The following is a 25,971-nucleotide window of genomic DNA, read 5'->3' on the forward strand; positions in this document are numbered from 1 at the left end:
ATTACCATCCTATTGCTTGTGGCAACCAAAGTGCCAGACCGGGATAGGCAAACACCAATGCCACACCAAGTAATTGTATTCCGATAAAGGGAAGCACCCCGCGATAAATCGCACCTGTCGATACTTCTGGCGGTGCCACCCCTTTGAGGAAGAACAAGGCCCAGCCGAAAGGCGGCGTCAGGAAAGACGTCTGAAGGTTCACCGCAACCAGAATTGCGATCCATGCCATATCGGCCCCTGCCTGATGAAAGATCGGCAAGAACAGCGGCAGCGCGATGTAGGAGATTTCGATCCATTCCAGGAAAAAGCCCAAAATGAACAGGATGAACATCAAGAAGAAAATTTGCCCCTCCAGCCCGCCGGGGACCAGCGCAAATGCGTCCTGCACCAACCGCTCACCGCCCAGACCGCGAAACGCCAGCCCGAAAGGTTGTGCAAAGATAAGGATCAGAAATACCATCGCACTGGTTACAAACGCACCGCGCACGGCAGATTTTAGAATGGCAAAGCTCAAACGCCCCGTCATGAAAGCCAGAACAACACTGCCCAGCGCGCCCATGGATGCGGCCTCGGTCGGGGCGGCGATGCCTCCGATGATCGACCCCAGCACCAATACAATGAGCGCGATGGGCGGCAGGACGACCTTGAGCAGCTTCATCCCCAATTCGCGGCGCGATGTGAGCGCCCGCTCTTCCTTCGGGATGGCAGGCACAAGATGCGGCCTGAACACACCCAAAAGCAGGATATAGGCGACGAACATGCCCGACAGGATCAAGCCCGGGAAAAGCGCGGCAGCAAACAGCGTGCCTACGGATTCGCCCATGATGTCAGCCAGCAGGATCAACACAAGGCTGGGCGGGATGATCTGGCCCAATGTGCCCGAGGCGCAGATGACCCCCGAGGCAACAGCCGTGTCATATCCGCGGTTAATCAATGGCCCCAAGGCAATCAGACCCATCGTTACCACAGTCGCCCCCACAACACCCGAAGCCGCCCCCATCAGGACACCGACGATGATAATCGCCAAGGCCATACCGCCCCGCAGGCCACCCATGGCCAAGCCTATGACTTCAATGAGGCTCTCCGCGATTTTGGATTTCTCCAGCATGATCCCCATGAAGATAAACAGCGGCAGCGCCAACAGCGTGTAATTCGTCACAACCCCGAATATGCGCGCAGGCAATAGGCCGAACAGCGAGGTTCCGAACCCCAAAAAGCCGAAAACAAGGCCCGTTGTCCCCAAGCAGATAGCCACCGGAAAGCCCACCAGCAGCATGATGAAGAAGCTGCCAATCATGACCAGCGATAGTATTTCAGTGTATGGCATGATCTGCCCCATCGTGTTTGTCTGTCCGCGCGGGAGCCAGAATTGTAAGAAGTGCATGGCCCGTCATCGCGACGCCCTGAATGGCAAGAAGGACGAAAGACAGGGGGATAAATCCCTTGAGTACATAACGATACGCCAAGCCACCGGGATCAGGTGAGCCTTCGTTGATCGTATAGCTATTTTGGACATATTTGATGCTGAGCCACGCAATGATGAGCGCGATGGCCACAAGCAGCAGCGTTGCAAAAAGATCGACCCACGCTTGCAAACGCGGGCTGAAACGCGCGTAGAATATGTCGACCCGCACTTCACCACCTTGGTTCAGCCCGTAAGACATCCCCATCAAAGCTCCAACAGCCATCAGATGCCACTCGGCCTCTTGCATCCCCACGTTGCCGAAACCGAACAAATACCGCGAGATAACATTAAAACTCACAACACATACCAGCGCGAGGCCAAGCCACGCGCTGATATGACCGATATGACGGACGATGGCCGAAGCCACGTCCGTCACAATCTGGATACCCTTCACCATCACAATCAGCCGGGCAGCTTGAACAAAGGTGCTTCGGACACGTCGGCCCATGCACTGTGTTCCGCTTTGAAGGCCATATAGGCGTCGTGGATTTTGCGCGTTGCCGGATCGGCTGCCGCCCCTTCTTCCAGCACGCGGTCTGTCACGGCTTTCAGCTCGGCTACAACATCGTCAGGCAATGTGTTCGCAATTACCTCGTCGTTATCCACCAGATCCTTGAGCGCTGCGGCGTTATTGGCTTCGGACCATGTGTGGCTTTCGAGGTTGGCGGCCATTGCAGCGGTTGTCACGATCGCCTGCAGGTCTGCAGGCAAGCTGTCCCATGCGGCCTTCCCGATCAAAAGCTCGGTTGTGTTGGACGGCTCGTGCCAGCCGGTTGTGTAGTAATATTTGGCCGCGTTCTGAAGGCCAAGGCGACGGTCCTGATAAGGGCCCACGAATTCTGCCGCGTCGATCACGCCACGCTCTAGCGCGGGGAAGATTTCACCGCCCGGCAGCAATTTCACATCAACGCCCAGCTCGGCATAGACCTTACCCGCGAGGCCCGGAATACGCATTTTGAGACCTTCGAAATCGGCCACAGATTCGATCGGATCACGGAACCAGCCGGTCATCTGAACGCCGGTGTTGCCCATCGGCAAAGCCTTGAGGCCCAGCGGCGCATAAAGCTCGTCCCAAAGTTCTTGACCGCCGCCATGATACAACCATGCGTTCGTACCCTGAAAGTTCATGCCAAAGGGAACGGTCGTGAAATACTGCGCAGCGGGAATACGGCCTGCCCAGAAATATGCGTTGGCAGCGTTCATCTCCACCACGCCAGAGCGCACAGCGTCAAAACCTTCCAACGCCGGGATCAGCTCACCCGCGGCGAAGTGTTGGATTTTCAGCCGGCCATCCGACATTGCTTCGACCTTTTTACAAAAGTCGGTCGGGCTACCGGGACCTTCAACATAAAAAGGCGATCCCGGCCCGTAAGCGTTTGTCATTTTCCATGAAAAGGTTGTTTGCGCTTGCGCAATGGAAGGCGCAGCGAGAGGGGCAGCAACCAAGGTTGCACCGGAGGCGATAAATTTACGACGATCCATTGTTAGTCTCCTAGAGGGTGATTGAAGCTCCCTCATCTCTAGGGGCCAGATTCCCGACAGAACAAGCTATGGATGGTTTTAAACCAAAAAGCACCCCCGAATTGTATACAAAATACTCACATAAATCAAATAACGCATACAAAGTGTGCGATTAGCAAAGCACCACTGCATGAATCAGAGCGCACAAGAAAACCGCAAAGCACCCCATCGCTGCCCCTATCGCTGTGCCGCCTGCATCAAACGCCCTGCCCGCGACAACGGGTCTATTGCAACTCCGCCCCTAGTCCGGCAAATATCCGAGAAATTTTTATGGTAGAAACAAGCAGGTCTCGCCTTGTCAGATAGAACATTCATTCGGCACGTGGTCTTTTTCAGCGCGGCAGACAAAAAAGATGTCGACCGCATCATCGCCGGCCTGTCGCTGCTCAAAGACATTCCGCATGCATCCGTTCTCGAGATCACCCAAAACAGCCGTGTTGATGCACTGTCAGGCGAAGTAGATGTGGTCGTCTATGGGGAGTTTGCCGATGATGCCGCGCTCCAGGCCTACAAGGCGCATCCGATTTACCAGCAATCAATCGATGTTGTACGGCCGCTACGTGAAATGCGGATCGCTGCGGACTTTTGACACGGATGGCTGACGCAAAGGTCCTGTTTGATCGCGGCCCTATCGCAGGCGGGACCGCGTTCACCGCGCCACAAGCCATAATAACGGCACATACCCCCGCAGAAGTTGACAGTGCCTTTGCCGCCATGCAGCAGGCGCAATCGGACGGTAAATGGCTGGCGGGCTATCTGTCATATGAATTCGGCTATCTGGCGTCGCCAAAGCTTGAACCGCTACTGCCTGCCATCCGAGAGCTGCCGTTGCTGCATTTCGGCGTTTATGACGCGCCAACCGCACAGAAGGCCCTACCGGATGCCCCCCCCGCGACATTGGACCGCCCGCAACCGGTTTGGGATTTTCCCCGCTATGAAGAGGCGTTTCAAACTGTACATGACTACATCGTGGCCGGAGACATCTACCAAGCCAACCTGACCTTCCCCCTGACCTCGCAGTTCACAGGATCGACCGAGCAGCTTTACGCACAATTAAAACAACGCCAGCCGGTCCCCCATGGCGCGTTTGTTGATCTGGGTGGCACAGCATTGCTATCGCGCTCTCCCGAACTGTTCTTTTCCCTATCTACGGATGGCACGCTCACCACACGCCCGATGAAGGGCACGGCACCGCGCGGGAATACCTCTGCCCAGGACGATGCCATCCGCGATGCATTATACACATCCGAAAAAAACCGCGCAGAGAACCTGATGATTGTGGACCTGCTGCGCAATGACATGAGCCGCGTGTCACAGATCGGCAGCGTTGCCGTTCCCGAACTTTTTGCGGTTGAGCGGTTCGAGACCCTGCACCAGATGACCTCCTGCATAACTTCGAAGATCACCAAAGGCACAAGCTTCAAAGACCTGTTTGCAGCACTGTTCCCTTGTGGTTCGATCACCGGAGCCCCCAAAGTGCGGGCCATGCAAATCATTCACGAGATCGAGGCACAACCGCGTGAGGCCTATTGCGGCTCGATCGGCTGGATCGCCCCAGACGGTTCTATGGAATTCAACGTGGCCATCCGCACCTTGCAATGCCGCCCAGACAATACCGTGCTTATGAACGTAGGCGGCGGCGTGGTATACGACAGTACCGCACGCGATGAATATGACGAAGCCTTGTTGAAATCCCGCTTTACCGATCTGGGGCTGTAACCTGCTTTTCGGGCACGATGAAAGAGCCCCGCCCGTCAGAGCATCCAATCGAAAGAACAACCATGCCCTGCCCGCCCTATGATCCATCCTCCCCGGACGGCGCGACCGGTCCCTTTCACAATCCGGTGCCGGGCAATGGCATCCCCGATCTGGCAAAGCGCTACAGGATCCCCGCGCGCCAAGGATGCGCCGTGCGCATGAAAGCGGGTCAGACGCTTACCCTGTACAATCCCAAAGGCAATCAGGTCTGCGATTTCTTTGCCCTGACCGACGGATCGGAGTCCGAATTCCTATCAATGGAGCATTGCCGCACGGCCCTTGGGAGAATCTATGTGCAGCAATCAGACGTGCTTGTGACCAACCGCCGCCGTTCGCTTGTGGAAATCGTCGAAGACAGCTCTGCCGGCGTTCATGACATCTTGATCGCTTGCTGCGACCAACATCGCTATCAACAGCTTGGTGCGCAGGGCTACCATGACAATTGCGCCGATAATTTTCGCCGCAGCCTATTGGCCATCGGCCTTCAGGCCAAACACGTGCCAAGCCCCTTCAATATCTGGATGAACATTCCCGTCTCGGAGTCGGGCGCGTTCACTTGGGAGCCTCCGGTTTCGCGCCCTGGCGATTACATCAGGCTCAAGGCGTTGGCGGATGCGGTCTTTGTCATGTCAGCTTGCCCGCAGGATATGACCCCGGTCAACGGCATAGGGGTGCAGCCTGCCGAGCTTGAATTCCACGTAGATTAGGACGGGCAGAGCTATCCGCCGCCCCGAAACAGATCACGGGATCATAGTGGAAATCTCGTCATAGCAATAATCCGATATGGCATCGCTGGTGGTTAGCCATATCTTGTCACGTTGTGCCGCAATATGGGTCAACGCACGCCGCAATTGGCGCAGCCGGTAAGGTTGCCCCACAAGGTAGGGATGTAGCGCAATTCCCATGACCAGCGGTTGTTGCACTGATTGCTCCAGCATCTCGTCAAAATTGCCAATGATCATATCCGCGAACTCTGCCGCACCATCCTTGCGTGCGACAATAGAGGGGATGTCGTTGATTTCCTGCGGGTATGGAACAGCCAATATACGCCCCTCACGGGTGGCCATCCACACAGGCTGGTCATCCATGCACCAGTTCAACGTGTATTTATATCCCGCCTGCGCCAATAGCTCGGGCGTGTCGTGGCTTTCTGCGATCCACGGAGACAGCCAGCCCTTTGGTTGTGCGCCCTCGCCTGTGGTCAACACCTCTGTCGCCTCGGCAATCAGCGCAGCCTCTGCAGATTTGTCCAGATCGCTTTGCCGTTCCGAATTTGTACGCCCATGACCGACGACATGGTCCCCGCGCGACCGAAAGGCGGCCATAAGTTCAGGCGCATAATCATACATTGCACTGTTCGCGATCACGCTCGCGGGGAGGTCCAACGCATCAAACATCTCTAACAAACGCCATGCGCCGACGCGGTTGCCATAGTCACGCCACGCGTAATTAAGCACATCCGGCTGCGGCCCACCGGGTGCCAGCTCTGCCCCCAGCCCTTCACCAAAGGCGAAGTGCTCGAGGTTCAGACCAATGTAGACGGCCAGCCGCCTACCCTGCGGCCAGCAATAATCCGCGCGGCGGGTGATCGGAGAATAGCCATAACGGCCGTGTTCGGTCGGCATCATTCAAAGCTCCGCTTCTGCCAGCCCTGCTTTGTGCAGGATAATTTCAGCGCTATCGTTCCAGACATCCGTGCTGATAATCTTGTCACCACGCACAACGAATTTGTCCATATAGCGGTTCGTCTCGAACGTTGTGCCGTCTTTCCACTCACCATAAAGATAGCCGGTATTGTAGACATGCACATCGCCCGTCACATCATCCAGCGCCGCATCCGTGCGCAAGAACCGTTTTTTGACCCAAGCATATCTTTTGGCATTAAAGCCAGCACTTTGCGCAGGATCGGTAAACTGGCGCCCGCCCGTAAAGACCAGCTTGAAATCCTCGCTCACATATTTCGCCGCCCCTTCCGGATCAGGCACCATCGAAAGCTCGAGATAGGTCTCAACAAGTGCTTTTGCAGCAGCTACGGGATCTGGGTTTTGGTTCATCGTCCTATTTTCCAATCTATTGTGGATAGGGTGCCGCACAGGCCGCACGGCAAAAACTTTGGACAACAGCTGATGCGGCTTCGTTCATCAGGCGCGTTTCGGCTGTTGCGCCGTCCAATCGCGCAGCCGCCTCATTGGCGCGGGCTGCAAGCGCCGCCTCGTCAATTGTCAGCACACGGTCATTGGCAAAAACATATTCGCCCGCGATCATCACCTCACGCAATGCGGCACCGTTTTCCGAAAAGACAACTTGCTCTAATGGGTTGCGCAAAGGTGTGTAGTGACAATAGCCGGCATCCAGAAACAGCAGATCAGCGGCCCACCCCGTGGAAATTGCACCCACCTTATTCAGCCCCATAATCCGCGCGCTGCCCGTGGTCGCCATGGAAAAGGCATCGCGTGTCGAAACCCAATCCTCGCATTGCGGTGTCATGGCACGGCTCAGGGTCGCAGCAAGGCGCATCGCCTCAAACATATTTTGCCCGTCGCTGGTATTGGAGGCATCTGTTCCCACGCCCATACCAACACCACTGTCCATCAACATACGCACGGGCGCTATGCCAGAACCAAGGCGTAGGTTACTCATCGGGTTGTGGCAAATACAGGCCTCATGACTGGCCAGAGTATCGGCTTCGCCGTGCGACAGCCACACACCGTGCGCGCCGCTGAATTGCGGGCCAAGCACGCCCAGCTGATCCAGATGTGCCGTCAGGGAGGTGCCGTATTTGCGGCCCGCCATCACCTGTTGCGTGCGGGTCTCGGCCAGATGGGTCTGAAGTGGTAGGCCTTCATGTTTGGCCATCACGCCACAAGCGCGTAAAAACCCGTCTGTGCAATGCAGCGGGATTGTCGGCCCAAGGCCGGGGCGCACGCGCTGTGTAGGCACAGGCCAACTGGCAAAAGCCTCTGCGCAGGTCGCCATAATATCCTGCCAGTCCGGCATCCGCATCGCTGCAACCAGATCCCGCAATGGTGGCTGGAAACTGTCCAGCAATCCCGGCAAGGCTTGATAAATCGTCTGATCCGCAATCATGGGGGCAACAACCGCCCGCAACCCCACATCATGATAGGCCTCGGCAACGGCATGGGTTCCGGCAACTGTCGGCGCAGGTAATTCGATGAAAAGATCAAAACACGCGGTACAGCCTTTGCGGATCAGCTCAACCGCAGACAACTCCGCCGCAAGGCGCAAATCATCGGTGCGGCGCGAACCGTTCAACCATGCACATCCCGACAAGAAGGACTCGAGCGTCAGATCACCGGCAACGCCACCACGCCCCAAAGCACCATGCGAATGGGTGTGCCCGTTGACCAGCCCCGGCAAGATCAGGCGGTCGCTTACGTCAATATGCTCTGCAGCTTCCGGCCCCGCCTCACCTTGCGCAAGAAGGGCGGCAATGACCCCATCGCGGATCAGGATCGAGACATGTTCGAAACGGTCATTGTCGACCAGAACATAACCGCCTTTGAGCAGTTTTTGACCTGTACTCATTATTCGCCCTGAGAAAGATATGCGAGAATGCAAAATAGAAACCGTGCGACAGGCATCGACCCGCCGCACAGTGTTTTTATGATCAGTTGATTGTCGTCTCGAATTTACGCTCCTCGATCGCAGGTAAGAACGAGCGATCAAAGATTTCGGAGGCTTCGGGCAAACGGTCAAGGTCATAGCCCTTTGCGACAATAGCAATCGAGCGGGTCAAACGTTCATCCACCAGATCCCCCATGCCGATGCTTTCCACTTCGGGCGCATTCATCAATTTGGTCAGCGCGAATTCCAGGCGTGCCCGCTCAAGATCGGCGTCCACCAGATTGTCATAGGCCATGATCGCCTCGACAGAACTGTCCTGATTTTGTGCAACTTCCTTTGTTGCCTTGTTCAACGCACGTACAAGCCCGGCGACCGCTTCAGGATTTTCGGCCAGAAGCTTTTGCGAGACCATCATGCCATTGGAATACAAGTCCATGCCGAACTCTTCAAAATTGAACCAGTTAAAGTCATTTGCCGGATCTTGACGGTTTGCGATCAGGTTGAACCAGCTGGTCGAGGTAAACACAAAAGCCCCGTCGATATCGCCGCGGATCATCATCGGTTCTTGCAGGTTTGGCGCCATGCTTTCCTGATTAACCTCTTCAAGGTTAACGCCGTTGATCTCGGCAAAGACGGGAAACAGCCGTGTGGTCGGTGTGCCTTGCGCACCACCAAGGGTTTTGCCTTCGAAATCGGCGGGCGTTTCAATGCCGGCAGTCTTGGGTGTCACGATCGCGAACGGAGGGCGGTTCCACAACTGGTACACCATTACAGGTGCCTCGCCCGGACGCGCGGCAGCGTTCTGGATGATGGCGTTAATATCGCCAAATCCCGCATCATAGGCCCCGCCCATGATACGCGTCACCGTCGCCGCAGAGCCTTCGCCCTGATCAATGGAAACATTCAGGCCTTCGTCCTCGAAATACCCTTTGTTCAGCGCAACCAGAAAGGGCGCATCCGAGCCTTGGGTCTTCCAACCAAGCGTGAACCGGATATCAGTAGTCTCGGCGAGCAGTGGTGCGACACCTGCAAAAAGGGAGACCGCGGCCCCGATAAGAATATGCTTCATTTCAGCTTTCCTTGTATTGGTGTGAGGAGGAGAATTTACGAGATCGAGATGTCATTGCCCCGTGTTGCCCAGCCTGTGACCCGCCGTTCCAGCAAGGAAAACAATGCGTAAAGCGCAACGCCTAACAGGGCGAGAATAATAAGACCGGCGAACACCAGAGAGACCTGAAAATTTGATGATGCGGTCATCATGACGTTCCCGATGCCACGGTTAGAGGCCACCGTCTCGGACAGGACTGCACCGACAAAAGACAGCGTGATGGCCACCTTCAGCGCAGCAAAGAAATAGGGCATTGTACGCGGAAGACCGACGTTCCACAGTATTTCCTTCTTGGAGGCACCAAGTGTCTTGAGCACATCCTCGAGATCGGGTTCAGTTGTTGCCAGACCAGTGGCGATATTTACCACAATCGGGAACACACAAATGACCATCGCGGTCAGGATTGCAGGCGTTGTGCCGGACCCGAACCACAAGACGAAAATCGGCACCACCGCGACCTTGGGGATCGAGGAAAAGCCCACCAGCAGCGGATAGGCCACTGCATAGGCAACCTTGGACGTGCCAACCATCACGCCAAGCGCTGTACCGATTGCGACCCCCAGCACAAAACCCGTGAGGGTCGAATAAAGGGTCTGCAAAATATGGGGCAACAAAATCGGAAACTTGACCCATAGCGTCACAAGAATCTCCGATGGCCGCGGCAGGACAAGGTCAGAAACATTCAGCAAAACACACAGGATCTCCCACATGAGGAAGAACCCGAAAATCAGGGAAAATGACATCACTCTGATGCGGTTTTTCTCGGTCATGGCTGGCATCCTATTTACGGACCTGTGCGATCAGCTCGCGTAGGCCTTGGGTCATTTCAACAAATTCGGGACTGTAGATCATGCTGATTTCACGCGGCTGCGGGATGCCCACCGCTTCGTCCGAAATAATCCTGCCGGGCCGCGCGCTCATCACGCAGATGCGTTTGGCCAGAAACCCCGCCTCGCGCAGGTCATGGGTGACCAAAAGCACAGTCGGCTTGCGGTCGAGGTACAAATCCTGAAGAATTTGCCACAGTTCTTCGCGGGTAAACTGATCCAGAGCGCCGAATGGTTCATCCAGTAGCAATAGGTCGGGCTCATGGATTAGCGCGCGGCACAGGTTGGATCGCTGCAACATCCCACCCGATAACTGCCATGGGTAATGATTTGCAAAATCCTGCAAGCCCACCTGTTTGAGCAAATCATGGACACGATCCCGAAACGCACCCTTGCGATCCGTGCGGTACGTCGCCTTGAACGGCTCGACAATTTTCAAGGGCATCATGACGTTCTGTTCGATCGTCAGCCAAGGCAGCATGGTCGGGTTCTGAAATGCCATGCCGATGCGCAACTGCTTGGCCGAGGCTTCACGCCCCCCGACAAGGACGACCCCTTGCGAAGGTTGGATCAGGTTGCTGACCAGCCGCAAAATAGTGGATTTCCCACATCCCGACGGGCCAACCAGCGCGATAAAATCCCCCGACCCCATCTTGAGGGACGTCGGCGAAAGCGCCGTTACAGCCCCCTCTCCGTTTCCGAAAACCACGGAAGCGCCCTGTAGCTCGACCGCATGACGGTAGGGGGCTGCATTTACTTTTTGGGCCATAACAGCCCCCTGTGCATGATTTGATATGTTCATGAGATCATGAAACGGCAGCGCGCTGCAGCGATAAACGGAATTAAGTAAAAATATTTAGAATTAAAATTCAGAGATCAAAAAGCAGGCAGAAACCTAATTTCTCGCTCTGAATTTAGGCACGTCTCGATGGCTTGAAAGGAGGTAGTGCGGCCGCGGCTCTCGCGGCACAACCATAACTAGAGTCTTTATCGTTACCGATTCTGGATGCCCAGATAGCCGAGTGTCATCTCGATTGCGTGTTCGCGGCGCGCCTGCTGCCAATCCTCATCGAACAGGTCTTGCCCGACCACAATCCCCAATGTCGCGGCATTATTCAGATGATGAGCGGACAGCGCGACGATGCTGAGATACAGCTGGCCGGGGTCAGGTTTTCGCGTGAACACGCCACTTGAAAAGCCACGCTCGATCAGATCGCTTATAGCGGCGATAAGTGGCTCTGACATATCGCGCATTGCCGCCGAGCGCGCGATATACACACCATTCAATGCGTTCTCGTTCCGCACCATCTTGCGGAAATTGGCGTTATTCTTGAAATAATCAAAGGTGAACGTGACCAGCTCGCGGGCCTTTATTGCAGGGTCGCCGTCGCTGAAATTCAATTCGGCTTCCTGATCACGTATCTGGCGGAATATGCTTTCCAGCGCCGCGATATAAAGCGGCTCTTTGCCGCCAAAGTAATGATAGATCATGCGCGAATTGCATTTCGCCGCTTTTGTGATCCGGTCGACCCGCGCACCATGGAAGCCGTGCTCGGCAAATTCATCCACTGCCACGGCCAGAATTTCGGCCTGCGTGCGTGCCGCATCGCGGCTTCTAAACTTTGTGCCTTTGCTTGGGGTCTTGGGCTGTTTGGATTGCTTTCCGGTCATCTTCCTACGTTTTTAGCCCCTGCATGTGCGGCATTACTGTCCTGCCCCCCACATTTAGCCGGTTGTAAATGAAAGCGTAAAGCCCGCCTCCCCGCTTTCGACTGCTCCCTCTAACGTTTTTGCCGCTCAAATCCCTCCAGAACCGTAATGAAATGCCCTGCGGTTTGCTTCCATGTCGGCAGTGAACGGCTTTTGTCCAAAGAAAGGGCTCCGAGTTGCTCGCGGTCGCGCAAAGCGCGGCGCAGCCCGTCCGCAAAAGCACCGGCGTCCTGCGCAGGGACAAGCACGCCCGCCTCTCCGACGGTTTCAGGCACCGCGCCCACGCTGCAACTGACCACCGGCAACCCGTATAACATCGCCTCGCTCAGAACCATGCCATACCCTTCGTAGCGGGTGGCCAGCGCAAAGACGGACGCCGCGCGAAATCTACAGTCCAATCGTTCGGCGGCCAGCTCGCCCATAAAATGTACCCGCTCCGACAGCCCCAGCCTCTCGCATTGCTGTGCAAGTGCCCTGTCTGTGTCCATGTCATGCGCCCGACCAACGATCTCGGCTTGCCATGGCAGATCCTTGATCCGCGCCAGCGCATCAAGCAAAACATCATGTCCCTTGCGCGGAGCCAACAACCCCACAGACAGGATCAACGGAGGGTCCACCGGCGCGCTGTCCCCTGCTGGCCGGTTAAATCCCGGCTGCGCGATTGTCAGCTTTGCGGGGTCGACGCCAAAATCATGTACAAGAATGCGCGCGGTATGCGGGCTTGGTACGATCACATGCGCTGCATACTGTAATGCTGCCGCCTCATTATGCAGCAAAACCTGCGCCCGCGCAGCCTCCACCCCCGTCTCGAGCCCCAATGGGTGATGGATCATCGCAATCAAAGGTGCCTGCACCGTGGCAAGCCCGTCGGGATCAATCGCCCCGAATACCAGCCCATCCAGAATAATCGGGCAGCTGGCGGGCACGCGCCGCAGCATTGCCAATGTCTCGGCCATATCCTCGGGTGTAGGATCGGGAAAGCTATCGGGCAGCTCCATATGCTGCGTGGCATGGCCCAGTGCGTTCAGTTCCCGCAATACTGTGGCTTCATAGATAAACCCACCGGTACGGCGATCCTTGTCGCCCGGGATCGCAAAAACCGCCTTCATCCTGTCACCTGCTCGCTCGCATAGATGCGTAGCACCACGCGCTCGATCCACGCGACCACGGCATATCCTGCCACCGCTGCGAGCGACAAGAGCGCAACACAAGACCACAGCATATTATAATTCGATGTGCTTGCGGTCAGAGCCATCAAGACGCCGATGCCTTTGCCCGTGGCCAGCCATTCGGCCGTGGTCACAGCCAGTAAAGCAGCAGGCACAGCCATACGCGCACTTGCAAAGAAGGCGGGTAGCATTGCGGGGATTTGTGCGCTCAACAAAAGCCGAATGCGTCCTGCGCCATAACTGTTGAACACATCCACAATCTGCCCCGGCGTTTGTCGCAGCCCTTGCAGGCAGGCCACCAGCGTCGGGAAAAAGATCATAACCGCGATGATCGTAATTGTCCCCGCCGCCCCGCGCCCCAGCGCCAGCACGATCAAAGGTGCGGTGGTAATAATTGGCACCGCACGCAAGGCCACCGCCAGCGGTAGAACGCCATGCGACAACGCCGGCCTCAGCACAAGCACTGTGGCCGTCACCACGCCAAGCGCTAATCCCGCCAAATAACCGGGGATGGTCATCATCAGGGTTTCCCCAAACGCGGCAAGCAAAGTGGCGCGAGGATCTGGTTGTGCCAGGTACGCCCAGACATCAGCCGGGCGTTTGGCAAAAAAGCTGCTCAACCCGAAGGCATCCATCCCAAACTGCCAAATGGTCAGCACTGCTAGCACCACCAGCACCAACTCGGTCATTTGCTTCCACCAGACGTTGCGCACGGACGCACGTGGCGGCGTGAGCAAGACAACCGGAGCGTAACCTATGACCGCTTTTGCCAGCCGCCCCACCGCGGCATAGGTCAGTATCGAAACCGCTGCCGCGATAACCGCAAGCGACCAAGTCGCATCCACATCCAAACCGCGCATCGCCCGCAACGTGAGCACTCCAAGCCCGCGTTCGGCACCGGTGAATTCTCCGATCATCGCCCCCAGAAAGGCGGCAGGTGCCGCAATTTGCAGACCCACGAAAAGGTAGGGCAAAGCGGCCCGCATCCGGATCAACCACAACATCGTCCAAGGGCCGCGCCCGTAAAGACGGACCAGATCACCCCACGCCTGCGGGATCGCCCGCAGGCCAATGCGCAGCGAAAGGAAGGTTGTGTAAAACACCGCCAGAGCCGCCAATGTAATCTGCGGCCCGTTTCCAGGGCCATAAAGCACCCGCAGGATCGGCCCCGTTGCCACAAGCGGCAAGCAGAACACCAGCAGTGACAATGACCCGACAGCGCGGGCACTGCGCGGAATGAGCGTCACCAACATGGCCAACACAACGGCCACCAGATTGCCCCAAACGATACCCCAAGCCGCGTTTTGGGTGGTCTCTAGGCTGGCGCGCGCCAGCAGACCTGCGTTTTGATACAAATGGACACCAATCGCAGTAGGGCCAGTGATCAACACCCCTTGGCCACTCAGGCGCGCAAAAAGCTCCCACAGAAGGAAACCGATCACAACCGGCAACACACGCCGCATCAGCCGTTGTCCTCAAGGGCGACCAAAACCCTGTCACATAAGTCCTTGAACGGCTGCGTGCGGGTCATCGCCTCATCACGCGGACCGTCAAGCGTGACCGAAATATCCAACGTGATTTGCGCCGGACGTCTGGACAAGACAATCACACGATCAGACAACAGCACGGCCTCGATCACGGAATGGGTAACAAGAACCGTTGTCGTGTCCCGCCAGAGCGCAGGCAGCTCGGCGTTCAGGCGCGCACGGGTGATTGCATCCACCGATGCAAAAGGCTCGTCCAGCAGCAACACGTCGGGGTCTGAAACCAACGCACGTGCAATCGCAACACGTTGACGCATCCCGCCTGATAGCGCGGCGGGACGCGCATCCTCAAACCCCTCCAACCCGACGAGTGAGATAAGATCATCCACAGCCCCTGAAGGTTTACGCGCCAATGTCGCACCAAGAGCAATATTTGCGCGCACCGAACGCCACGGCAACAATGACGCGTCTTGAAACGCCATCGCCAGCCCGCCACGTTTGGCCAAAGCACGCGGTGTTTGTTCACCAATATGGATTGCCCCTTGGCTGGGCTGCTCCAACCCTGCGATCATCCGCAACAATGTCGATTTCCCACACCCCGAAGGGCCGACCAATGCCGTGGTCTGCCCTGCCGAGAAGGTCAACGTCATCGGCGCTACAGTCTCAAGATCGCCAAAACGTTTCGCAACCTGATTGCAGCGAATGTCCATCCTACCCAAGGTGCCTATGCCAAGGCTTCAGCCAACACAGACCGGTCCCAAAGCCCCGCGTCCACCTCAAGACCCAGCAGCGCCAGCGTTTCTATATTGTCTGCGACCGTTTCTTCCGTGAACCAGCCGAAACCATGCGCCTGCGTCAATTCAGAGTACATCAACGGCACTTGCCGGCGCGCCTGAAGCTGTTGCGTCGGCAAATCGAGCCCTGCATCCGGGAACATACTGACCGCCAAATCCGCAGCAGCATCAGTATCAGCGTAGTAGTCATTCCACCCCATGACCTCCCCCTTTAGGAGCTTCACAAGATCGGCACGGCGATTGGCAATACTATCCTCGGTCGTGATGTAGGTTTGGGAATGAAGTGCATAGCCATGATCTGCCAACAACATAGTGACATTATCCACCCCCTGAATGGTCATGGCCACAGGCAGATCGGTTTCCCAGTTCAACAGACAATCCACCTGCCCTGCCACAAGTGGCGCAGGATCATACTGCGTCGGGACAATTTCAATTTCGTTGATGTCGATGTTGTTGATCGTACATAGCGCCTGCAACACCGGCGTATTGGCCACAGCCATGCCGATACGCTTACCGATCAAATCCCCGGGGGTGTTGACCGGATTGGAGGGCAGCGAAGTGATGGCAAACGGGTTCTTTTGCATCGCAACGCCGATAATCTTGAACGGCGCGCCCTGCGCCACAGCCGAGGCCGTATAATCCGCAGCAGAGATCCCGACCAAAGCCTGTCCCGCAACAACAGGCGGCTCGACAGGGGCGTTTGGCCCACCTTGGGTCAAAGATACGTCCAACCCCAGATCCCGCCAATAACCCTTGTTCTGCGCGATATAGCTGCCCCCGAATTGCACCGAGTGAAGCCATGACAACTGAAAATTGACTGGCGTTTGTGCTTGGGCGAATGCGGGCATTGCAGCACTTGCGCCAATCGCCAGCCCTGCTTGCAGGACGGTACGGCGCGTAGGATTAATCAAATTCGTCATGGTCATTTTCCTTGCTAGTGTTGATGTGCGGGCGATGGCACCGGAGCAACGCGCCACGCGAAATAAAGGCCCGGAAGCGCGGCGAGCATCATCGCAGCGCCATAGACGATACCGGTTGCAATGCCAGCGGCTACTGGTGCTCCGATAAGTGGAAACAAAGCCGCCGCCGCGCCTTCGCGCCACCCCCACCCTCCGACGGACAACGGGATCAGCATGGCCGATAGAACCAGCGGAATTACCGTCAGCCATCCCGCCGGCGGAATATCGGTACCCGCTGCCCGGGCGCAGGCATAAAACGAAAAGATCAGCAAACCCGCTATAACAAGCGATAATATGCATAACCGCATCTGGCCGAAAAGCCGCCCCACCTCGAGCAGGAAGCGCCCTGTGCCATGGTCGCCGCGCGCAACAAAACCCAGGATAACAACGGCGAGCGCCCCAAAACCAATCCCCGCCCAAGCGGCCTTTGGCCAGTTGAGGCCCCCCGGCCAAAGCAAGGCAACCGTCAATGCGCCCCCCAGCAGCACGAACATAACCCCCTGCCCCAATATCCTGTCGGCCATCACCGACTGCGCTGCCCGCACAAGCGTGGTGTTCTGGCGCAACCTCACGGCACGGGTCACATCACCGGCCACGCCCCCCGGCAGGACAAAATTCACCATTTGTGAAAGGTAATATTCGCCCAGCGCACGGCGGTAGTCGATTTCGATATCAAAGCTGCGCGCCAGCATCTGCCAGCGTTTGGCCATCAGCGCGGTCACCCCTGTCAACGCAGCCACAGCCGCCGCGACCCACCCCGTACAAACACCTCGCAGCTGCGCGATCACGGCTTGTGCATCCGCCCACCAAAACAGCACGCCCAGCACACAAAGCGACCCGATCACGTTGAGCGCGCGCTTCATTCCACGGCCTCCGCTAGGGTTTCATCGCTGAAAGCTGCGATGAAATCATTCCGAAAGCGATCCATCCGCCGCACCGGCCCACCGGGGACAAGCCCGTCCTGCCATCCCCAGCCGTTCAACCGCTCTACCACCTCGGGTGGCCCCACCACATGAACGGGCACATCGCGGTTATCACTGCCTGCAACAAACCCTGCAGCCTGATGATCCCCAAGCACAAAAACCAAAGGCGCGTCAGCGCCAAGGCGGGCGATATACGAAAAGGTGGCCTGCAGGGAGTAATCAATCGCCTGCCGATACGCCTCGCGGACGTCATCGCGGTTTTTCCACAGCTCTCGTGGCGTTGGCCCGCGAGCGGCCATTTCGTTGAATTCAGTGCCATCCGACACATCTTCCCATGGGATCATATCCGGCACAGGCACCCAAGGCGCATGCGAAGAGATCAGCGCGATCTGGATAAAGTCGCTGCGCGCATCCTTTGGCAACAGGTCCGGGTAGGTCGCCAGCGTGAATTGATCAGGCATGGTGACCCAATTGAACCGCGCACCTTTATAGGGAATGTCAGCGGCCGGAAGGATCACGTCGAACCCCATTGCCTCACTTTCGGGCCAAGCCAACGTAATGGCAGGCATAACAGCAGCGGTGCGAAACCCTGCCTCTTGGGCGATATGGAACAGGCTTTTGTTCCCGCTCGCCAACATTGCGCTGTAACGCCCGTTATCTGATACCCACAATCCGCTGGACAGCGTCCCATGTGCCAGCCAGCTTTGCCCGCCTGCTGTGGGCGAGGTGAGCCAACCACTTTGCACGGCAAATCCCGCCTCTTGCAGCGGCCCAAGCTGCGCTTGCAATGTCGTGGTATGGGTGGGCGCATACAGCGGGTTCTCGAAACTGGCCCGTCCATAGCTTTCGATATAGATGATGATCACGTCCTGACCTTGCAGCCGGTCAAGCAACCCCGTGGCATCCGCATAGCGGTCTTGAGCGGCGGCCGCGCGGAACTGCACCAGATCGAGCGCTGTTTCGCGCATCTGCGATACCCGTGCAAAGGCCAACGCGGATGTTTTCGCACTCCCCGGCAGGCTTTGTGCAAAACGCCAGTGGTCAGGCTCAGGCCCCACTTTAGCCACAGCCAATCCTGCAAACGCCAATGCGCCCGCAGCAGCCACAAGCCGCCCTAACCGCGGCACCGACATTTCCGCCCAAAGCCGCAGCGCCTGCATCAGGATGTAGAACAACAGCACCGTCGCCAAAGCCGCCCCCGCTACAGCCAAAACTGTGAGCGGCATACCGATACTATCGCGAAGCAATCCCAAACCGGCCTTTATCAGGAAAGTGTCCAAAATCGGATTAAAGCTGCGGTCATAGGCGGTGAACATTCCGATGTCGGCAAGTTTGATAAACGTCACTGTCACCAGCAACGCCGCAATCACCAACTGCACCCCCCAATTGCGCCCAAACGCGATCACCGCGAACAGGATCACCGGCAACTCAAGCGGCGCGCGCCCTAGCGCGCCCCACCCCACACTGTCGGGATGGCTAGGCATGGCCAGCAGCACAAAAACAAGTAGCGCAGCAAAAACAAGGTAGCCCGCAGCCTTCATGCGCCACGCCGCATCAGGGCCCATGCATCAACAGCAAAGGAGTACAAAAGCAGGCAAGCTGCCACAGAGGTGATCAACGGGGCCACGGCCGATGGGGTTAGCGGGAACACCAGCAAAATCAATGCTGCGATCTGAACGACACAAATGGTCTTGCGCCGGTAGTTCTCGGGCAAATCCCCCCGAAGCGCAGGCCAGATCAGACCAGCAAGCACAAAGACGTAGCGCGTAAACCCCAAAACAAGAATACCGAAACCAACCAAGCCATGCCCCAATAGAACAAGCGCCAGAACCGCCCCCAGCAATGCATCCATTTCCATATCGAACCGCGCCCCGAAGTCAGAGCTTAGGCCCGAACGCCGCGCCAGCCAACCATCGGCTCCATCGCTCAAGAACGCCAGAACAGCGATAAAAAACACCGCCCAAGCCGGCGCTGGCGCAAAAATTGCCCCCGCCAGAACTGACACAAGAGCAGCGCGTAGCAACGTCACGATATTGCAGCTTCCTAGCTTGGAGTGTGGATAGCTGCTCATCAATCCGCGCAAACACAGGCCCGAGATTGCGAGAAACAAAAGAATAGGCCGCAATGGCGCGGAAAACGCGAGCTCGGAAAGGACCGCAACGCCCAACAACAGGCCAGCGGCCACAACACCGAATACCGAGGCCGGATTGGATAGGCGGTCGGATTTGGGCGCGCGGTGCAGAGTTGCTTCCGGGATCATTCTGGCTTTCATGCGCCTAACCTAGTGCACCTCAAAGGTTTGGCCAATGCAACAGGCCAGCATCCGGACAGATTAAACAACCGTGACCACCCCCGCCAGAGGGCGATGATCGGAGGCCGCATTTGTCGCAGGCGTATTAATCGCCTCGACATCACGCACACCGCCAGGCGCATCTGTCAAAATACGGTCCAAAGGCAGCAAAGGACATGCAGCAGGAAACGTCCGCCGGACAGGCCCCTCGAACCGCGCCCCAACCAGCCGAGGCGCAAAGCAAAGCCCACCCCACGGGCGCCATTCATTAAGATCACCCAGCAAAATCGTCTGCATCTTGGGGCGGCGGCGTAGGTATTGGCCGATGATCCGCATCTGGAGAATACGCAGAGGTTGAGACAATGACAAATGCGTGGACATAACCCTGAAATTACGCCCCTCCCGCGATGTCTCGATGCTGATGGCACCACGGTGGCAATGACCGGGCAAGTCAATCACATCCGCATGTGTCTGTTGAAGCGCCGGATGCACAAACAGGATCGTTCCCAGAAAACCGTCGCTTTCGGGCCCCCACCGCAGCTCAGCCCTGTTGTGAACCGAACGAAGCCCCGTGAGCGACGCGATACGCGCAGTATCGACAATGCGGGCATGGGGGCGGCATTCTTCGTCAGCTTCCTGAAGTGCCAGAATGTCCAACCCGCGCGGCGCGAGAACAGAACCGATAGCTGCCACAACACGTTCCGGATCAACGCGCCCGTCCGCCCCCTTTGCGCGATGAATGTTCCATGTGGAACAGCATAGATCGACCAAAATATCCTCCCTCACGGTAGATTGAAGCCTACAACGTTTTTTTAGTGTAAACTGGTACAAACGCCGGACGGACCTGCATGCCGGCGACCTGAACAGCCGGAGCACTTATGCATCTTTTGACTACATCTGCACTCGCATTCCTGATCGCAACTGCCGCACAGGCCGAAATGGCGAACTACCAGCTCGATCCCAAGCATACGACAGTCTACTTTACAGTCGAGCACATCGGATATGCCAAAACACTGGGCCTGTTTACCAACATCTCCGGCGAATTCATGTACGATGCCGAAACCCAAGAACTCGGCGAAGTGAATGTGAGCATTGATGCGGCCAGCATCGAAAGCTTTAATGCGGCGCGTGATGGTCATGTGCGTGGCAGTGATTTCCTTGACGTGGATAACCATCCGGCGATCACCTTCACTGCCACCAGCGGCAAGGCGGCAAGCGCAACAAATGGGACGGTCACAGGTGATCTGACCATTTTGGGGCAAACACGCCCCGTAACGCTGGAGGTTACCCTCAACAAGGCGGCACCCTACCCGTTTGGCCACAAGCGGGACGTGTTGGGCCTATCCATGAGCACCGAGATTCAACGCAAGGATTTTGGCATGACCTATGCTGTTGAAAACGGCCTTGTGGGCGATAAGGTCGCAATCGCGATCGAAACTGAAGCGATGAAGATCGAATAGCTATAGCGTCCAAGATATTTTGACCTGCCTCGGCACCTTTCCCGACCAACCTCTGCTGGTCACACTAAACAGGTAAAACCAACCTCATGCCCACCATGCCGACTTCCGTCTATCGCTATATATTCCAATACTCGAAGTGGCAGCAGGTTGTCGTGATCTGCCTGACACTTGCCTTGCTGCCGCTGGCCCCCGTGCCATTAGAGCTGCAGCGTAGGCTGCTTGACGATGCGGTTGCCAATAAGGACGTCGCATTGTTGGTACAGCTGGGCGCACTTTACGTGGCCGCCTTGTTACTGACCGCCGGTGTCAAATTTGCGATGCGTGTACAACGCGAGCTTATATCGGCCCGCATTGTGCATGCGCTGCGACGCTCGGTCTATTATTGCATTTATACGGTCACGCCGCCCGCCTTGTTACAGGCCAGCAAGCAAGGCGAAGATGTGGTGGATGAGGGGACCGTCGTTTCAATGCTGTCCAGCGAGACAGAAAAGCTGGGCGGTTTTGCCGGTGCCGCCATCTCCGGTCCGCTTTTGCAGATTGGCACGCTTTTTGTCGTGTTGGGGTATATGTTCTATATCGAACCCGCAGTCGCTGCGATCGCGCTGGCGCTTTATTCGCCACAGTTCGTAATCGTTCCGATATTTCAGGCACGTATGAACAAGCTTTCAGCGAAAAAGGCCATCACCGTGCGAGCCCTTGGCAACTACATCGTAGATAACGCCGAACCGGACCTGCTGGACAAGCCCCCACCCGAAGGGTTTACCCAAATCACTGACCACATTTTGCAACTACGCACACGTTTTCTGATGACAAAAAACATCATGAAAACAATCAACAACCTCCTGATCTCGCTTGGGCCATTCGGGGTGATCGCATGGGGCGGCTACATGGTCATTCAGGGAGAAGCGGAGGTCGGCGTCATCCTTGCATTTGTCTCAGGGCTTGAACGACTAGGGGGGCCTATACGTGAATTGATCGCCTCTTACGGGGCAATCACGGACGCGCGTATGCGGTACAAAATACTCAACGACAGCTTTCCAAAGAACATCGATCCCGAGGTAAAAGAGCCGATGCCCGTCCTCAAAAAACCACGCAAGAGCACCTCAAACGCCTAGCGCAATCATGGCATCAGCGGTTCCTACAGGTATGGCCGTGTTACCGGGCCCGGCCCCCACAGGTTGTTGATTGATTTAGGCGGCTTTCGCAAGTGAATCGGTGACATTGTCCGACCCATCGCCCGCTGTCAGCCGGTCGAATTCGACGTAGAATGTGGAACCAACGCCCAATTTGCTGACATAGTTGATCGTACTATTGTGACGCTCGATGATCTGCTTGGTAATATTCAGGCCCAGACCTGTACCGCCGACCTTGCGCACATCGGAGGAGTCGACTTGACTGAATTTGCCGAAAACGCATTCCTCGGCACCCTCGGGAATACCCACACCGTTATCCTGCACCGCAATACGGACACGCGAATTAATGACTTCAACCCGCACATGTACCGCCCCGCCATCATGCGAGAACTTCAAAGCATTGGACAACAGATTACTCATCACCTGAATGAGGCGGTTGTGGTCTCCGGCGATCCTGCAGCTTTCAGGGCAAAACGCTGTCGTCACTTCGATGCCCAGCTTGCCTGCATAGCCCGCTGTTGAGTCTACAGCCTCGGACACCAGTTCGTTCGCATCAAGGGGCTGGAAATGGAAGGCCATCTCGCCCGCCTCAAGCTTTTGTAAGTCGAGCAGATCTTCGATCAACGCAGCAAGCCGCTGTCCGTTACGCGCAGCGATACCGATGACCGGCTTCAACCCGTCGGGAAGGATCTGCCGTTTATCGGCCTTGATAAGCTCAAGCGAACCGATGATCGACGTCAAGGGCGTGCGCAGCTCATGGCTGACCGTTGCCAGAAATTGCGACTTCACCTCCAAGGCGGCTTTGGTACGCTCATTTTCATCGCGCAGCAATTTCATCTGCCTAAGACGATCCTGATAATTTGAATAAAATTTCATCGAGATGTCACAGATAAAATACAGCACAAAAATAGTGGTGAAAAATTCCAGCCATATCGGAGAGCTGAGCGGTGGCAGGTAGCGCATCACATCAAGGCATGCGATGTACAGGAATGCCAAAGCATAGATAGACAGGCGCAAGACCAAGACGCCCATCATCTGGCTATTGTACATTGCCGCAAAAACAGCTGCCGAGAACAGGAAAAAGAGCGGCAGAAAATGCCCGACGGCGGGCTGTTGGACCGCGATACTGATCGTGAATGCCGAAATCGCTACGCCACTAACAGCTGTGTTCAACACGATACGCTTGAGAATACGGCCGCCCATTACGGGGTTCTTCCCGTCCCAGTCCTTGGCCTTGTAGCCAAGGTAGAGGTCCAGCATTTCACTGATGGCCACCACTGCGTAATATGTGAAAATAGTAAACGCATCCAGATAGAGCGCAGCCAGAACCGCAGCAGCCAAAAGGCTCACCTGCCGCTTCCAGACAAGCTGATTGGCAAGCGCAATATAATCCTTGATGCGCTCTTCACGGCCTCGGGAGCTGAACCAGTCGCCCCGCGCCGCCCAATATTTTCTCAGGTCCTGCATGTTCACCTCTACCGGAACTCACAGATAGAAAGATACAATCTAACCTTGTTAAAATTAGGCCGATCTTAAGGCGATCCGGGCTTTTTATTGCCCTTACTTTAAGACAACTTGTATCAAATAGCTCCGCCGGCCGGTCCTTTCGCCGCCTGCGAGGCGCCGCAAACAGGCTTTGCGGCGCAGCTTTCTACTGTAGCGAGATAATTGAAAATTCAGGCTGCCGCGAAGCGGCCATTTTTGGATGCCTCATAGACCGCAGACATATCGGGAAAATCGATTCGGGAGCTGGGGATGCTATCCACAGGGCCGAAAACCGGTGTGCGCTTGAGAACAGCGTCACGTTGTTCCCGAAATTGCGCAGTCAAAAGCTGTATCGGCTTTCGCAAACCTGGATAACTGCGCGGCTCCAGTTCGGATTTATAGCCAAGATAGCGCCGATAAAAGGCGGTGTGCTCGGTCCTGACCGGCGCAAGAGCCACATCTACATCATAGAAAGAGGCTGCCAAAAACGGGATCCGCAATACCAGAAAATGCAGCGATACATGTTTTTCTCGCGCGGCCGGATCAATCACAAAACGGGTCAGATCGACAACTGTCTTGCCTCGCTCGATATTCTCCATGATCTCGGGAAAGACTTCCAATGTGGGAGACTCTTGCGAGAGCTTTGACATCAAATGGATACGCATGGACGCCACAAATCGCCCTTCCATCTCAACGGCCACATGAACGCAATTCTTGGTCTCGTCGAAGGGATCTGTCATAATCCCGAGGTCATTTTGTGGGATGGTACGCTCTGCGCGGTAGCATTTGTAGCGCAGCCGGTAAACTTCTTCGAGGTCGTTATCATCGCTCATGACTTTATAGCGGACGTTCTTTAACGCTTCGATGACTTGCTCGTTCATTGTTCTATCTCGCCCCCGATGCAGTTATTTTTAGCCCGGCATACCAGCAGGTCGCTGTAGCCCCGATAAACGGTGTCTTGTCTGAGAATCTCAAAGCCTGCCGCAGTCGCGGCCGATGCAAACTCTTCCTCCGAATGGGTCCAATAGACGCCTTTCTTTTGCGCCTCGAAAATCGCCGTGTTCTGTTTGGCAATTTCGCGACCATCCCAGATGACCTTGAGCGCACCAATCAAACCACGCTCTTTCCGCAGGCTTGCAAACAAATATCGGCGCCAATCCGCGACATCCATGTAGCGCCCCAGATCAACAAGGTAGATCAAGCCACCCGGACGCAACACACGGTGCAAATCGGCAAGACGCTGTTCCTGCCCCGGCATCGCATAAAGCGCATGCACGCAGACGATCAGATCAGCCATGCCATCCGCCTCTAGATGCTCAAGACCGGTGTTCTCAAATCGCACGTTTTCGTAATGCGCCAATTTCGCACGTGCCGCGGCAATCATACCCGGGTCAGGTTCGGCCAGGATCACTTCGCTATCTGGAAAGACCCGCGCTGCTATTTCAGTGTAATTACCGGTGCCCCCACCGATGTCATAAATGCGTCGGGGTGTTTCGATCGTCCCGAGGTATTTTTCAAAATCCTGCTGTATCGCAAGATACTCTGGGTTGTGCTGGGATAGAAGATCATAGGCCTTGGCGTATGCACTCCAATCGGCACGTTGTGACTGATCGATTGCTTCGGAAACATCAGTCTCTGGGGAAGCTGTTTTCTCAGCACGGGGGCGTGAGGACATAGGGAAATTACTCCAAAGCTCAAACGAGCATTACTTGTTATGCAAGAGGTTTATGTTTGAAGGGTGCCGCTTGAAAACCGGCATTACAAGACTAAATTCCCTCCCTTGGGGCTTTTCCGTCCAATCGCATTCAATCTACCACAAGAAGAGTGCTTACGACTGAGGATTTGAACAATTTATTGGCAATACGATTGTTTATCGCCCCTCCCTACCCAATTTCCTTAATATCCGCGAAAGGATGCAAACAACCCAAAGGTGCTAACTCGACCCACAATGAAAACCTGCTTCCAATGCCCGATCTGCAGCATTCAAAGCGCCCCTGACCCGCGCCACAATGTTTATCACCACTCGGGAATTCCACGTTTAGAACAAAGTTCGGCCCAGATTTCCCGCCATGCATGGCCCAAGCGAGAGACCGCAATCAATTTGGAGCCGCAATGAAAACCCTGACAATCCTCGACAACCCAGACATGTTGAAAACTGGCTTGGGCGGCGACTGCGCTCTGGATCTGGTTGCGCATTTTCTTGGCATTGCGACCCATGATAATGTCAACGCGGCCCCTTCAGTATTGAAGACCGCCAAAACCGGCTCTACCGCCGAAAACAGCTAAATCCCTATAAACAA

General features: G+C 56.1%; 27 protein-coding genes. 6 read left to right on the forward strand and 21 right to left on the reverse strand.

What is annotated here, in order from left to right:
* Position 1: 1 nt before the first annotated feature.
* From ABJM03_RS04060 to dctP, 3 genes are read right to left on the reverse strand one after another with little or no spacing between them, the layout of a single operon-like run.
* The gene (locus ABJM03_RS04060; protein WP_348415777.1) at positions 2-1,327 is read right to left on the reverse strand and encodes a TRAP transporter large permease subunit; all 1,326 of its coding nucleotides are present in this window, start codon (positions 1,325-1,327) and stop codon (positions 2-4) included.
* Positions 1,314-1,913 carry a TRAP transporter small permease subunit gene (locus ABJM03_RS04065; protein WP_348415779.1) on the reverse strand — a complete coding sequence of 200 codons (600 nt, stop codon included), beginning with the start codon at positions 1,911-1,913 and terminating at the stop codon, positions 1,314-1,316. The genes ABJM03_RS04060 and ABJM03_RS04065 overlap by 14 nt, the downstream gene beginning before the upstream one ends.
* On the reverse strand, positions 1,868-2,947 hold the full coding sequence (gene dctP / locus ABJM03_RS04070; protein ID WP_348415781.1) for a TRAP transporter substrate-binding protein DctP: 1,080 nt from the start codon (positions 2,945-2,947) through the stop codon (positions 1,868-1,870). The genes ABJM03_RS04065 and dctP overlap by 46 nt, the downstream gene beginning before the upstream one ends.
* A gap of 334 nt (positions 2,948-3,281) precedes the next feature.
* Between dctP and ABJM03_RS04075 the strand changes: the two genes are divergently transcribed.
* The 3 genes from ABJM03_RS04075 (at position 3,282) to ABJM03_RS04085 (ending at position 5,451) form a co-directional block, all read left to right on the forward strand.
* Complete coding sequence (locus ABJM03_RS04075; protein ID WP_348415783.1) at positions 3,282-3,575, forward strand: Dabb family protein; 294 nt, start codon at positions 3,282-3,284, stop codon at positions 3,573-3,575.
* A gap of 5 nt (positions 3,576-3,580) precedes the next feature.
* Complete coding sequence (locus ABJM03_RS04080) at positions 3,581-4,705, forward strand: aminodeoxychorismate synthase component I (RefSeq protein WP_348415785.1); 1,125 nt, start codon at positions 3,581-3,583, stop codon at positions 4,703-4,705.
* A gap of 62 nt (positions 4,706-4,767) precedes the next feature.
* Positions 4,768-5,451, forward strand: a complete 684-nt coding sequence (locus ABJM03_RS04085) for an urea carboxylase-associated family protein (protein WP_348415787.1) — start codon at positions 4,768-4,770, stop codon at positions 5,449-5,451.
* Positions 5,452-5,484: 33 nt separating this feature from the next.
* On the opposite strand, the gene ABJM03_RS04090 is transcribed toward ABJM03_RS04085, so the two are convergent.
* The 15 genes from ABJM03_RS04090 to ABJM03_RS04160 all read right to left on the reverse strand — a co-directional run bounded on the left by ABJM03_RS04090 (position 5,485) and on the right by ABJM03_RS04160 (position 20,364).
* Complete coding sequence (locus ABJM03_RS04090; protein WP_348415789.1) at positions 5,485-6,372, reverse strand: polysaccharide deacetylase family protein; 888 nt, start codon at positions 6,370-6,372, stop codon at positions 5,485-5,487.
* On the reverse strand, positions 6,373-6,798 hold the full coding sequence (locus ABJM03_RS04095) for a nuclear transport factor 2 family protein (RefSeq protein WP_348415791.1): 426 nt from the start codon (positions 6,796-6,798) through the stop codon (positions 6,373-6,375). It lies immediately after the preceding gene.
* 16 nt (positions 6,799-6,814) lie between these two features.
* Positions 6,815-8,290, reverse strand: a complete 1,476-nt coding sequence (locus tag ABJM03_RS04100) for an amidohydrolase family protein (protein ID WP_348415793.1) — start codon at positions 8,288-8,290, stop codon at positions 6,815-6,817.
* Positions 8,291-8,372: 82 nt separating this feature from the next.
* Entirely contained in the window at positions 8,373-9,398 is a 1,026-nt protein-coding gene (locus ABJM03_RS04105; protein ID WP_348415795.1) for an ABC transporter substrate-binding protein, read from the reverse strand.
* Positions 9,399-9,433: 35 nt separating this feature from the next.
* Complete coding sequence (locus tag ABJM03_RS04110; RefSeq protein ID WP_348415797.1) at positions 9,434-10,207, reverse strand: ABC transporter permease; 774 nt, start codon at positions 10,205-10,207, stop codon at positions 9,434-9,436.
* Between the two features lie 10 nt (positions 10,208-10,217).
* On the reverse strand, positions 10,218-11,033 hold the full coding sequence (locus tag ABJM03_RS04115; RefSeq protein ID WP_348415799.1) for an ABC transporter ATP-binding protein: 816 nt from the start codon (positions 11,031-11,033) through the stop codon (positions 10,218-10,220).
* Positions 11,034-11,257: 224 nt separating this feature from the next.
* Positions 11,258-11,935, reverse strand: coding sequence for a TetR/AcrR family transcriptional regulator (locus tag ABJM03_RS04120; protein ID WP_348415801.1), 678 nt, complete (start codon positions 11,933-11,935; stop codon positions 11,258-11,260).
* A gap of 110 nt (positions 11,936-12,045) precedes the next feature.
* A complete protein-coding gene (locus ABJM03_RS04125) occupies positions 12,046-13,083 on the reverse strand; it encodes a glycosyltransferase family 4 protein (RefSeq protein ID WP_348415802.1) in 1,038 nt (345 codons plus the stop codon).
* Positions 13,080-14,606 (reverse strand): ABC transporter permease subunit, encoded by a 1,527-nt coding sequence (locus ABJM03_RS04130; protein WP_348415804.1) that lies wholly within the window; start codon positions 14,604-14,606, stop codon positions 13,080-13,082. Before ABJM03_RS04130 ends, ABJM03_RS04125 begins: the two co-directional genes overlap by 4 nt.
* Positions 14,606-15,337: an ABC transporter ATP-binding protein gene (locus tag ABJM03_RS04135; RefSeq protein ID WP_348415806.1), complete on the reverse strand. Its 732-nt coding sequence runs from the start codon at positions 15,335-15,337 to the stop codon at positions 14,606-14,608. The genes ABJM03_RS04130 and ABJM03_RS04135 overlap by 1 nt, the downstream gene beginning before the upstream one ends.
* 14 nt (positions 15,338-15,351) lie before the next feature.
* Positions 15,352-16,341: an ABC transporter substrate-binding protein gene (locus ABJM03_RS04140; RefSeq protein WP_348415808.1), complete on the reverse strand. Its 990-nt coding sequence runs from the start codon at positions 16,339-16,341 to the stop codon at positions 15,352-15,354.
* A 14-nt stretch (positions 16,342-16,355) separates the two neighbouring features.
* A complete protein-coding gene (locus ABJM03_RS04145) occupies positions 16,356-17,243 on the reverse strand; it encodes a lysylphosphatidylglycerol synthase transmembrane domain-containing protein (RefSeq protein WP_348415810.1) in 888 nt (295 codons plus the stop codon).
* The gene (locus ABJM03_RS04150) at positions 17,240-18,868 is read right to left on the reverse strand and encodes a sulfatase-like hydrolase/transferase (protein WP_348415812.1); all 1,629 of its coding nucleotides are present in this window, start codon (positions 18,866-18,868) and stop codon (positions 17,240-17,242) included. Before ABJM03_RS04150 ends, ABJM03_RS04145 begins: the two co-directional genes overlap by 4 nt.
* The gene (locus ABJM03_RS04155) at positions 18,841-19,575 is read right to left on the reverse strand and encodes a CDP-alcohol phosphatidyltransferase family protein (protein ID WP_348415814.1); all 735 of its coding nucleotides are present in this window, start codon (positions 19,573-19,575) and stop codon (positions 18,841-18,843) included. The genes ABJM03_RS04150 and ABJM03_RS04155 overlap by 28 nt, the downstream gene beginning before the upstream one ends.
* A gap of 60 nt (positions 19,576-19,635) precedes the next feature.
* Positions 19,636-20,364: an endonuclease/exonuclease/phosphatase family protein gene (locus ABJM03_RS04160; RefSeq protein WP_348415815.1), complete on the reverse strand. Its 729-nt coding sequence runs from the start codon at positions 20,362-20,364 to the stop codon at positions 19,636-19,638.
* A 107-nt stretch (positions 20,365-20,471) separates the two neighbouring features.
* Here ABJM03_RS04160 and ABJM03_RS04165 point away from each other — a divergent pair, with 107 nt between their 5' ends.
* A complete protein-coding gene (locus ABJM03_RS04165) occupies positions 20,472-21,053 on the forward strand; it encodes a YceI family protein (protein ID WP_348415817.1) in 582 nt (193 codons plus the stop codon).
* Positions 21,054-21,139: 86 nt separating this feature from the next.
* Positions 21,140-22,168 (forward strand): ABC transporter ATP-binding protein, encoded by a 1,029-nt coding sequence (locus tag ABJM03_RS04170; RefSeq protein ID WP_348415819.1) that lies wholly within the window; start codon positions 21,140-21,142, stop codon positions 22,166-22,168.
* Positions 22,169-22,243: 75 nt separating this feature from the next.
* Here the strand turns inward: ABJM03_RS04170 and ABJM03_RS04175 are convergent, their stop codons facing one another.
* From ABJM03_RS04175 to ABJM03_RS04185, 3 genes are all read right to left on the reverse strand, one after another.
* A complete protein-coding gene (locus tag ABJM03_RS04175) occupies positions 22,244-23,653 on the reverse strand; it encodes a HAMP domain-containing sensor histidine kinase (RefSeq protein WP_348415821.1) in 1,410 nt (469 codons plus the stop codon).
* 209 nt (positions 23,654-23,862) lie between these two features.
* Complete coding sequence (locus tag ABJM03_RS04180) at positions 23,863-24,552, reverse strand: GNAT family N-acyltransferase (RefSeq protein WP_348415823.1); 690 nt, start codon at positions 24,550-24,552, stop codon at positions 23,863-23,865.
* Positions 24,549-25,346: a class I SAM-dependent methyltransferase gene (locus ABJM03_RS04185; protein WP_348415825.1), complete on the reverse strand. Its 798-nt coding sequence runs from the start codon at positions 25,344-25,346 to the stop codon at positions 24,549-24,551. Before ABJM03_RS04185 ends, ABJM03_RS04180 begins: the two co-directional genes overlap by 4 nt.
* A gap of 437 nt (positions 25,347-25,783) precedes the next feature.
* Here ABJM03_RS04185 and ABJM03_RS04190 point away from each other — a divergent pair, with 437 nt between their 5' ends.
* Complete coding sequence (locus tag ABJM03_RS04190; RefSeq protein ID WP_348415827.1) at positions 25,784-25,957, forward strand: hypothetical protein; 174 nt, start codon at positions 25,784-25,786, stop codon at positions 25,955-25,957.
* The last annotated feature ends 14 nt before the right edge of the window (positions 25,958-25,971 follow it).

The organism is Sulfitobacter sp., from assembly GCF_039977885.1.
Lineage (GTDB): Bacteria > Pseudomonadota > Alphaproteobacteria > Rhodobacterales > Rhodobacteraceae > Sulfitobacter.

What these genes read in the sequence shown, in the direction of transcription:
- ABJM03_RS04130 (WP_348415804.1), bottom strand. Translation starts at nt 14,606, where the DNA reads ATGCGGCGTGTGTTGCCGGTTGTGATCGGTTTCCTTCTGTGGGAGCTT.
- ABJM03_RS04060 (WP_348415777.1), bottom strand. Translation starts at nt 1,327, where the DNA reads ATGCCATACACTGAAATACTATCGCTGGTCATGATTGGCAGCTTCTTC.
- ABJM03_RS04090 (WP_348415789.1), bottom strand. Translation starts at nt 6,372, where the DNA reads ATGATGCCGACCGAACACGGCCGTTATGGCTATTCTCCGATCACCCGC.
- ABJM03_RS04170 (WP_348415819.1), top strand. Translation starts at nt 21,140, where the DNA reads ATGCCCACCATGCCGACTTCCGTCTATCGCTATATATTCCAATACTCG.
- ABJM03_RS04115 (WP_348415799.1), bottom strand. Translation starts at nt 11,033, where the DNA reads ATGGCCCAAAAAGTAAATGCAGCCCCCTACCGTCATGCGGTCGAGCTA.
- ABJM03_RS04140 (WP_348415808.1), bottom strand. Translation starts at nt 16,341, where the DNA reads ATGACGAATTTGATTAATCCTACGCGCCGTACCGTCCTGCAAGCAGGG.
- ABJM03_RS04180 (WP_348415823.1), bottom strand. Translation starts at nt 24,552, where the DNA reads ATGAACGAGCAAGTCATCGAAGCGTTAAAGAACGTCCGCTATAAAGTC.
- ABJM03_RS04125 (WP_348415802.1), bottom strand. Translation starts at nt 13,083, where the DNA reads ATGAAGGCGGTTTTTGCGATCCCGGGCGACAAGGATCGCCGTACCGGT.
- ABJM03_RS04105 (WP_348415795.1), bottom strand. Translation starts at nt 9,398, where the DNA reads ATGAAGCATATTCTTATCGGGGCCGCGGTCTCCCTTTTTGCAGGTGTC.
- ABJM03_RS04185 (WP_348415825.1), bottom strand. Translation starts at nt 25,346, where the DNA reads ATGTCCTCACGCCCCCGTGCTGAGAAAACAGCTTCCCCAGAGACTGAT.
- ABJM03_RS04065 (WP_348415779.1), bottom strand. Translation starts at nt 1,913, where the DNA reads ATGGGCCGACGTGTCCGAAGCACCTTTGTTCAAGCTGCCCGGCTGATT.
- dctP (WP_348415781.1), bottom strand. Translation starts at nt 2,947, where the DNA reads ATGGATCGTCGTAAATTTATCGCCTCCGGTGCAACCTTGGTTGCTGCC.
- ABJM03_RS04150 (WP_348415812.1), bottom strand. Translation starts at nt 18,868, where the DNA reads ATGGGCCCTGATGCGGCGTGGCGCATGAAGGCTGCGGGCTACCTTGTT.
- ABJM03_RS04175 (WP_348415821.1), bottom strand. Translation starts at nt 23,653, where the DNA reads ATGCAGGACCTGAGAAAATATTGGGCGGCGCGGGGCGACTGGTTCAGC.
- ABJM03_RS04120 (WP_348415801.1), bottom strand. Translation starts at nt 11,935, where the DNA reads ATGACCGGAAAGCAATCCAAACAGCCCAAGACCCCAAGCAAAGGCACA.
- ABJM03_RS04080 (WP_348415785.1), top strand. Translation starts at nt 3,581, where the DNA reads ATGGCTGACGCAAAGGTCCTGTTTGATCGCGGCCCTATCGCAGGCGGG.
- ABJM03_RS04110 (WP_348415797.1), bottom strand. Translation starts at nt 10,207, where the DNA reads ATGACCGAGAAAAACCGCATCAGAGTGATGTCATTTTCCCTGATTTTC.
- ABJM03_RS04190 (WP_348415827.1), top strand. Translation starts at nt 25,784, where the DNA reads ATGAAAACCCTGACAATCCTCGACAACCCAGACATGTTGAAAACTGGC.
- ABJM03_RS04100 (WP_348415793.1), bottom strand. Translation starts at nt 8,290, where the DNA reads ATGAGTACAGGTCAAAAACTGCTCAAAGGCGGTTATGTTCTGGTCGAC.
- ABJM03_RS04165 (WP_348415817.1), top strand. Translation starts at nt 20,472, where the DNA reads ATGCATCTTTTGACTACATCTGCACTCGCATTCCTGATCGCAACTGCC.
- ABJM03_RS04085 (WP_348415787.1), top strand. Translation starts at nt 4,768, where the DNA reads ATGCCCTGCCCGCCCTATGATCCATCCTCCCCGGACGGCGCGACCGGT.
- ABJM03_RS04095 (WP_348415791.1), bottom strand. Translation starts at nt 6,798, where the DNA reads ATGAACCAAAACCCAGATCCCGTAGCTGCTGCAAAAGCACTTGTTGAG.
- ABJM03_RS04135 (WP_348415806.1), bottom strand. Translation starts at nt 15,337, where the DNA reads ATGGACATTCGCTGCAATCAGGTTGCGAAACGTTTTGGCGATCTTGAG.
- ABJM03_RS04155 (WP_348415814.1), bottom strand. Translation starts at nt 19,575, where the DNA reads ATGAAAGCCAGAATGATCCCGGAAGCAACTCTGCACCGCGCGCCCAAA.
- ABJM03_RS04145 (WP_348415810.1), bottom strand. Translation starts at nt 17,243, where the DNA reads ATGAAGCGCGCGCTCAACGTGATCGGGTCGCTTTGTGTGCTGGGCGTG.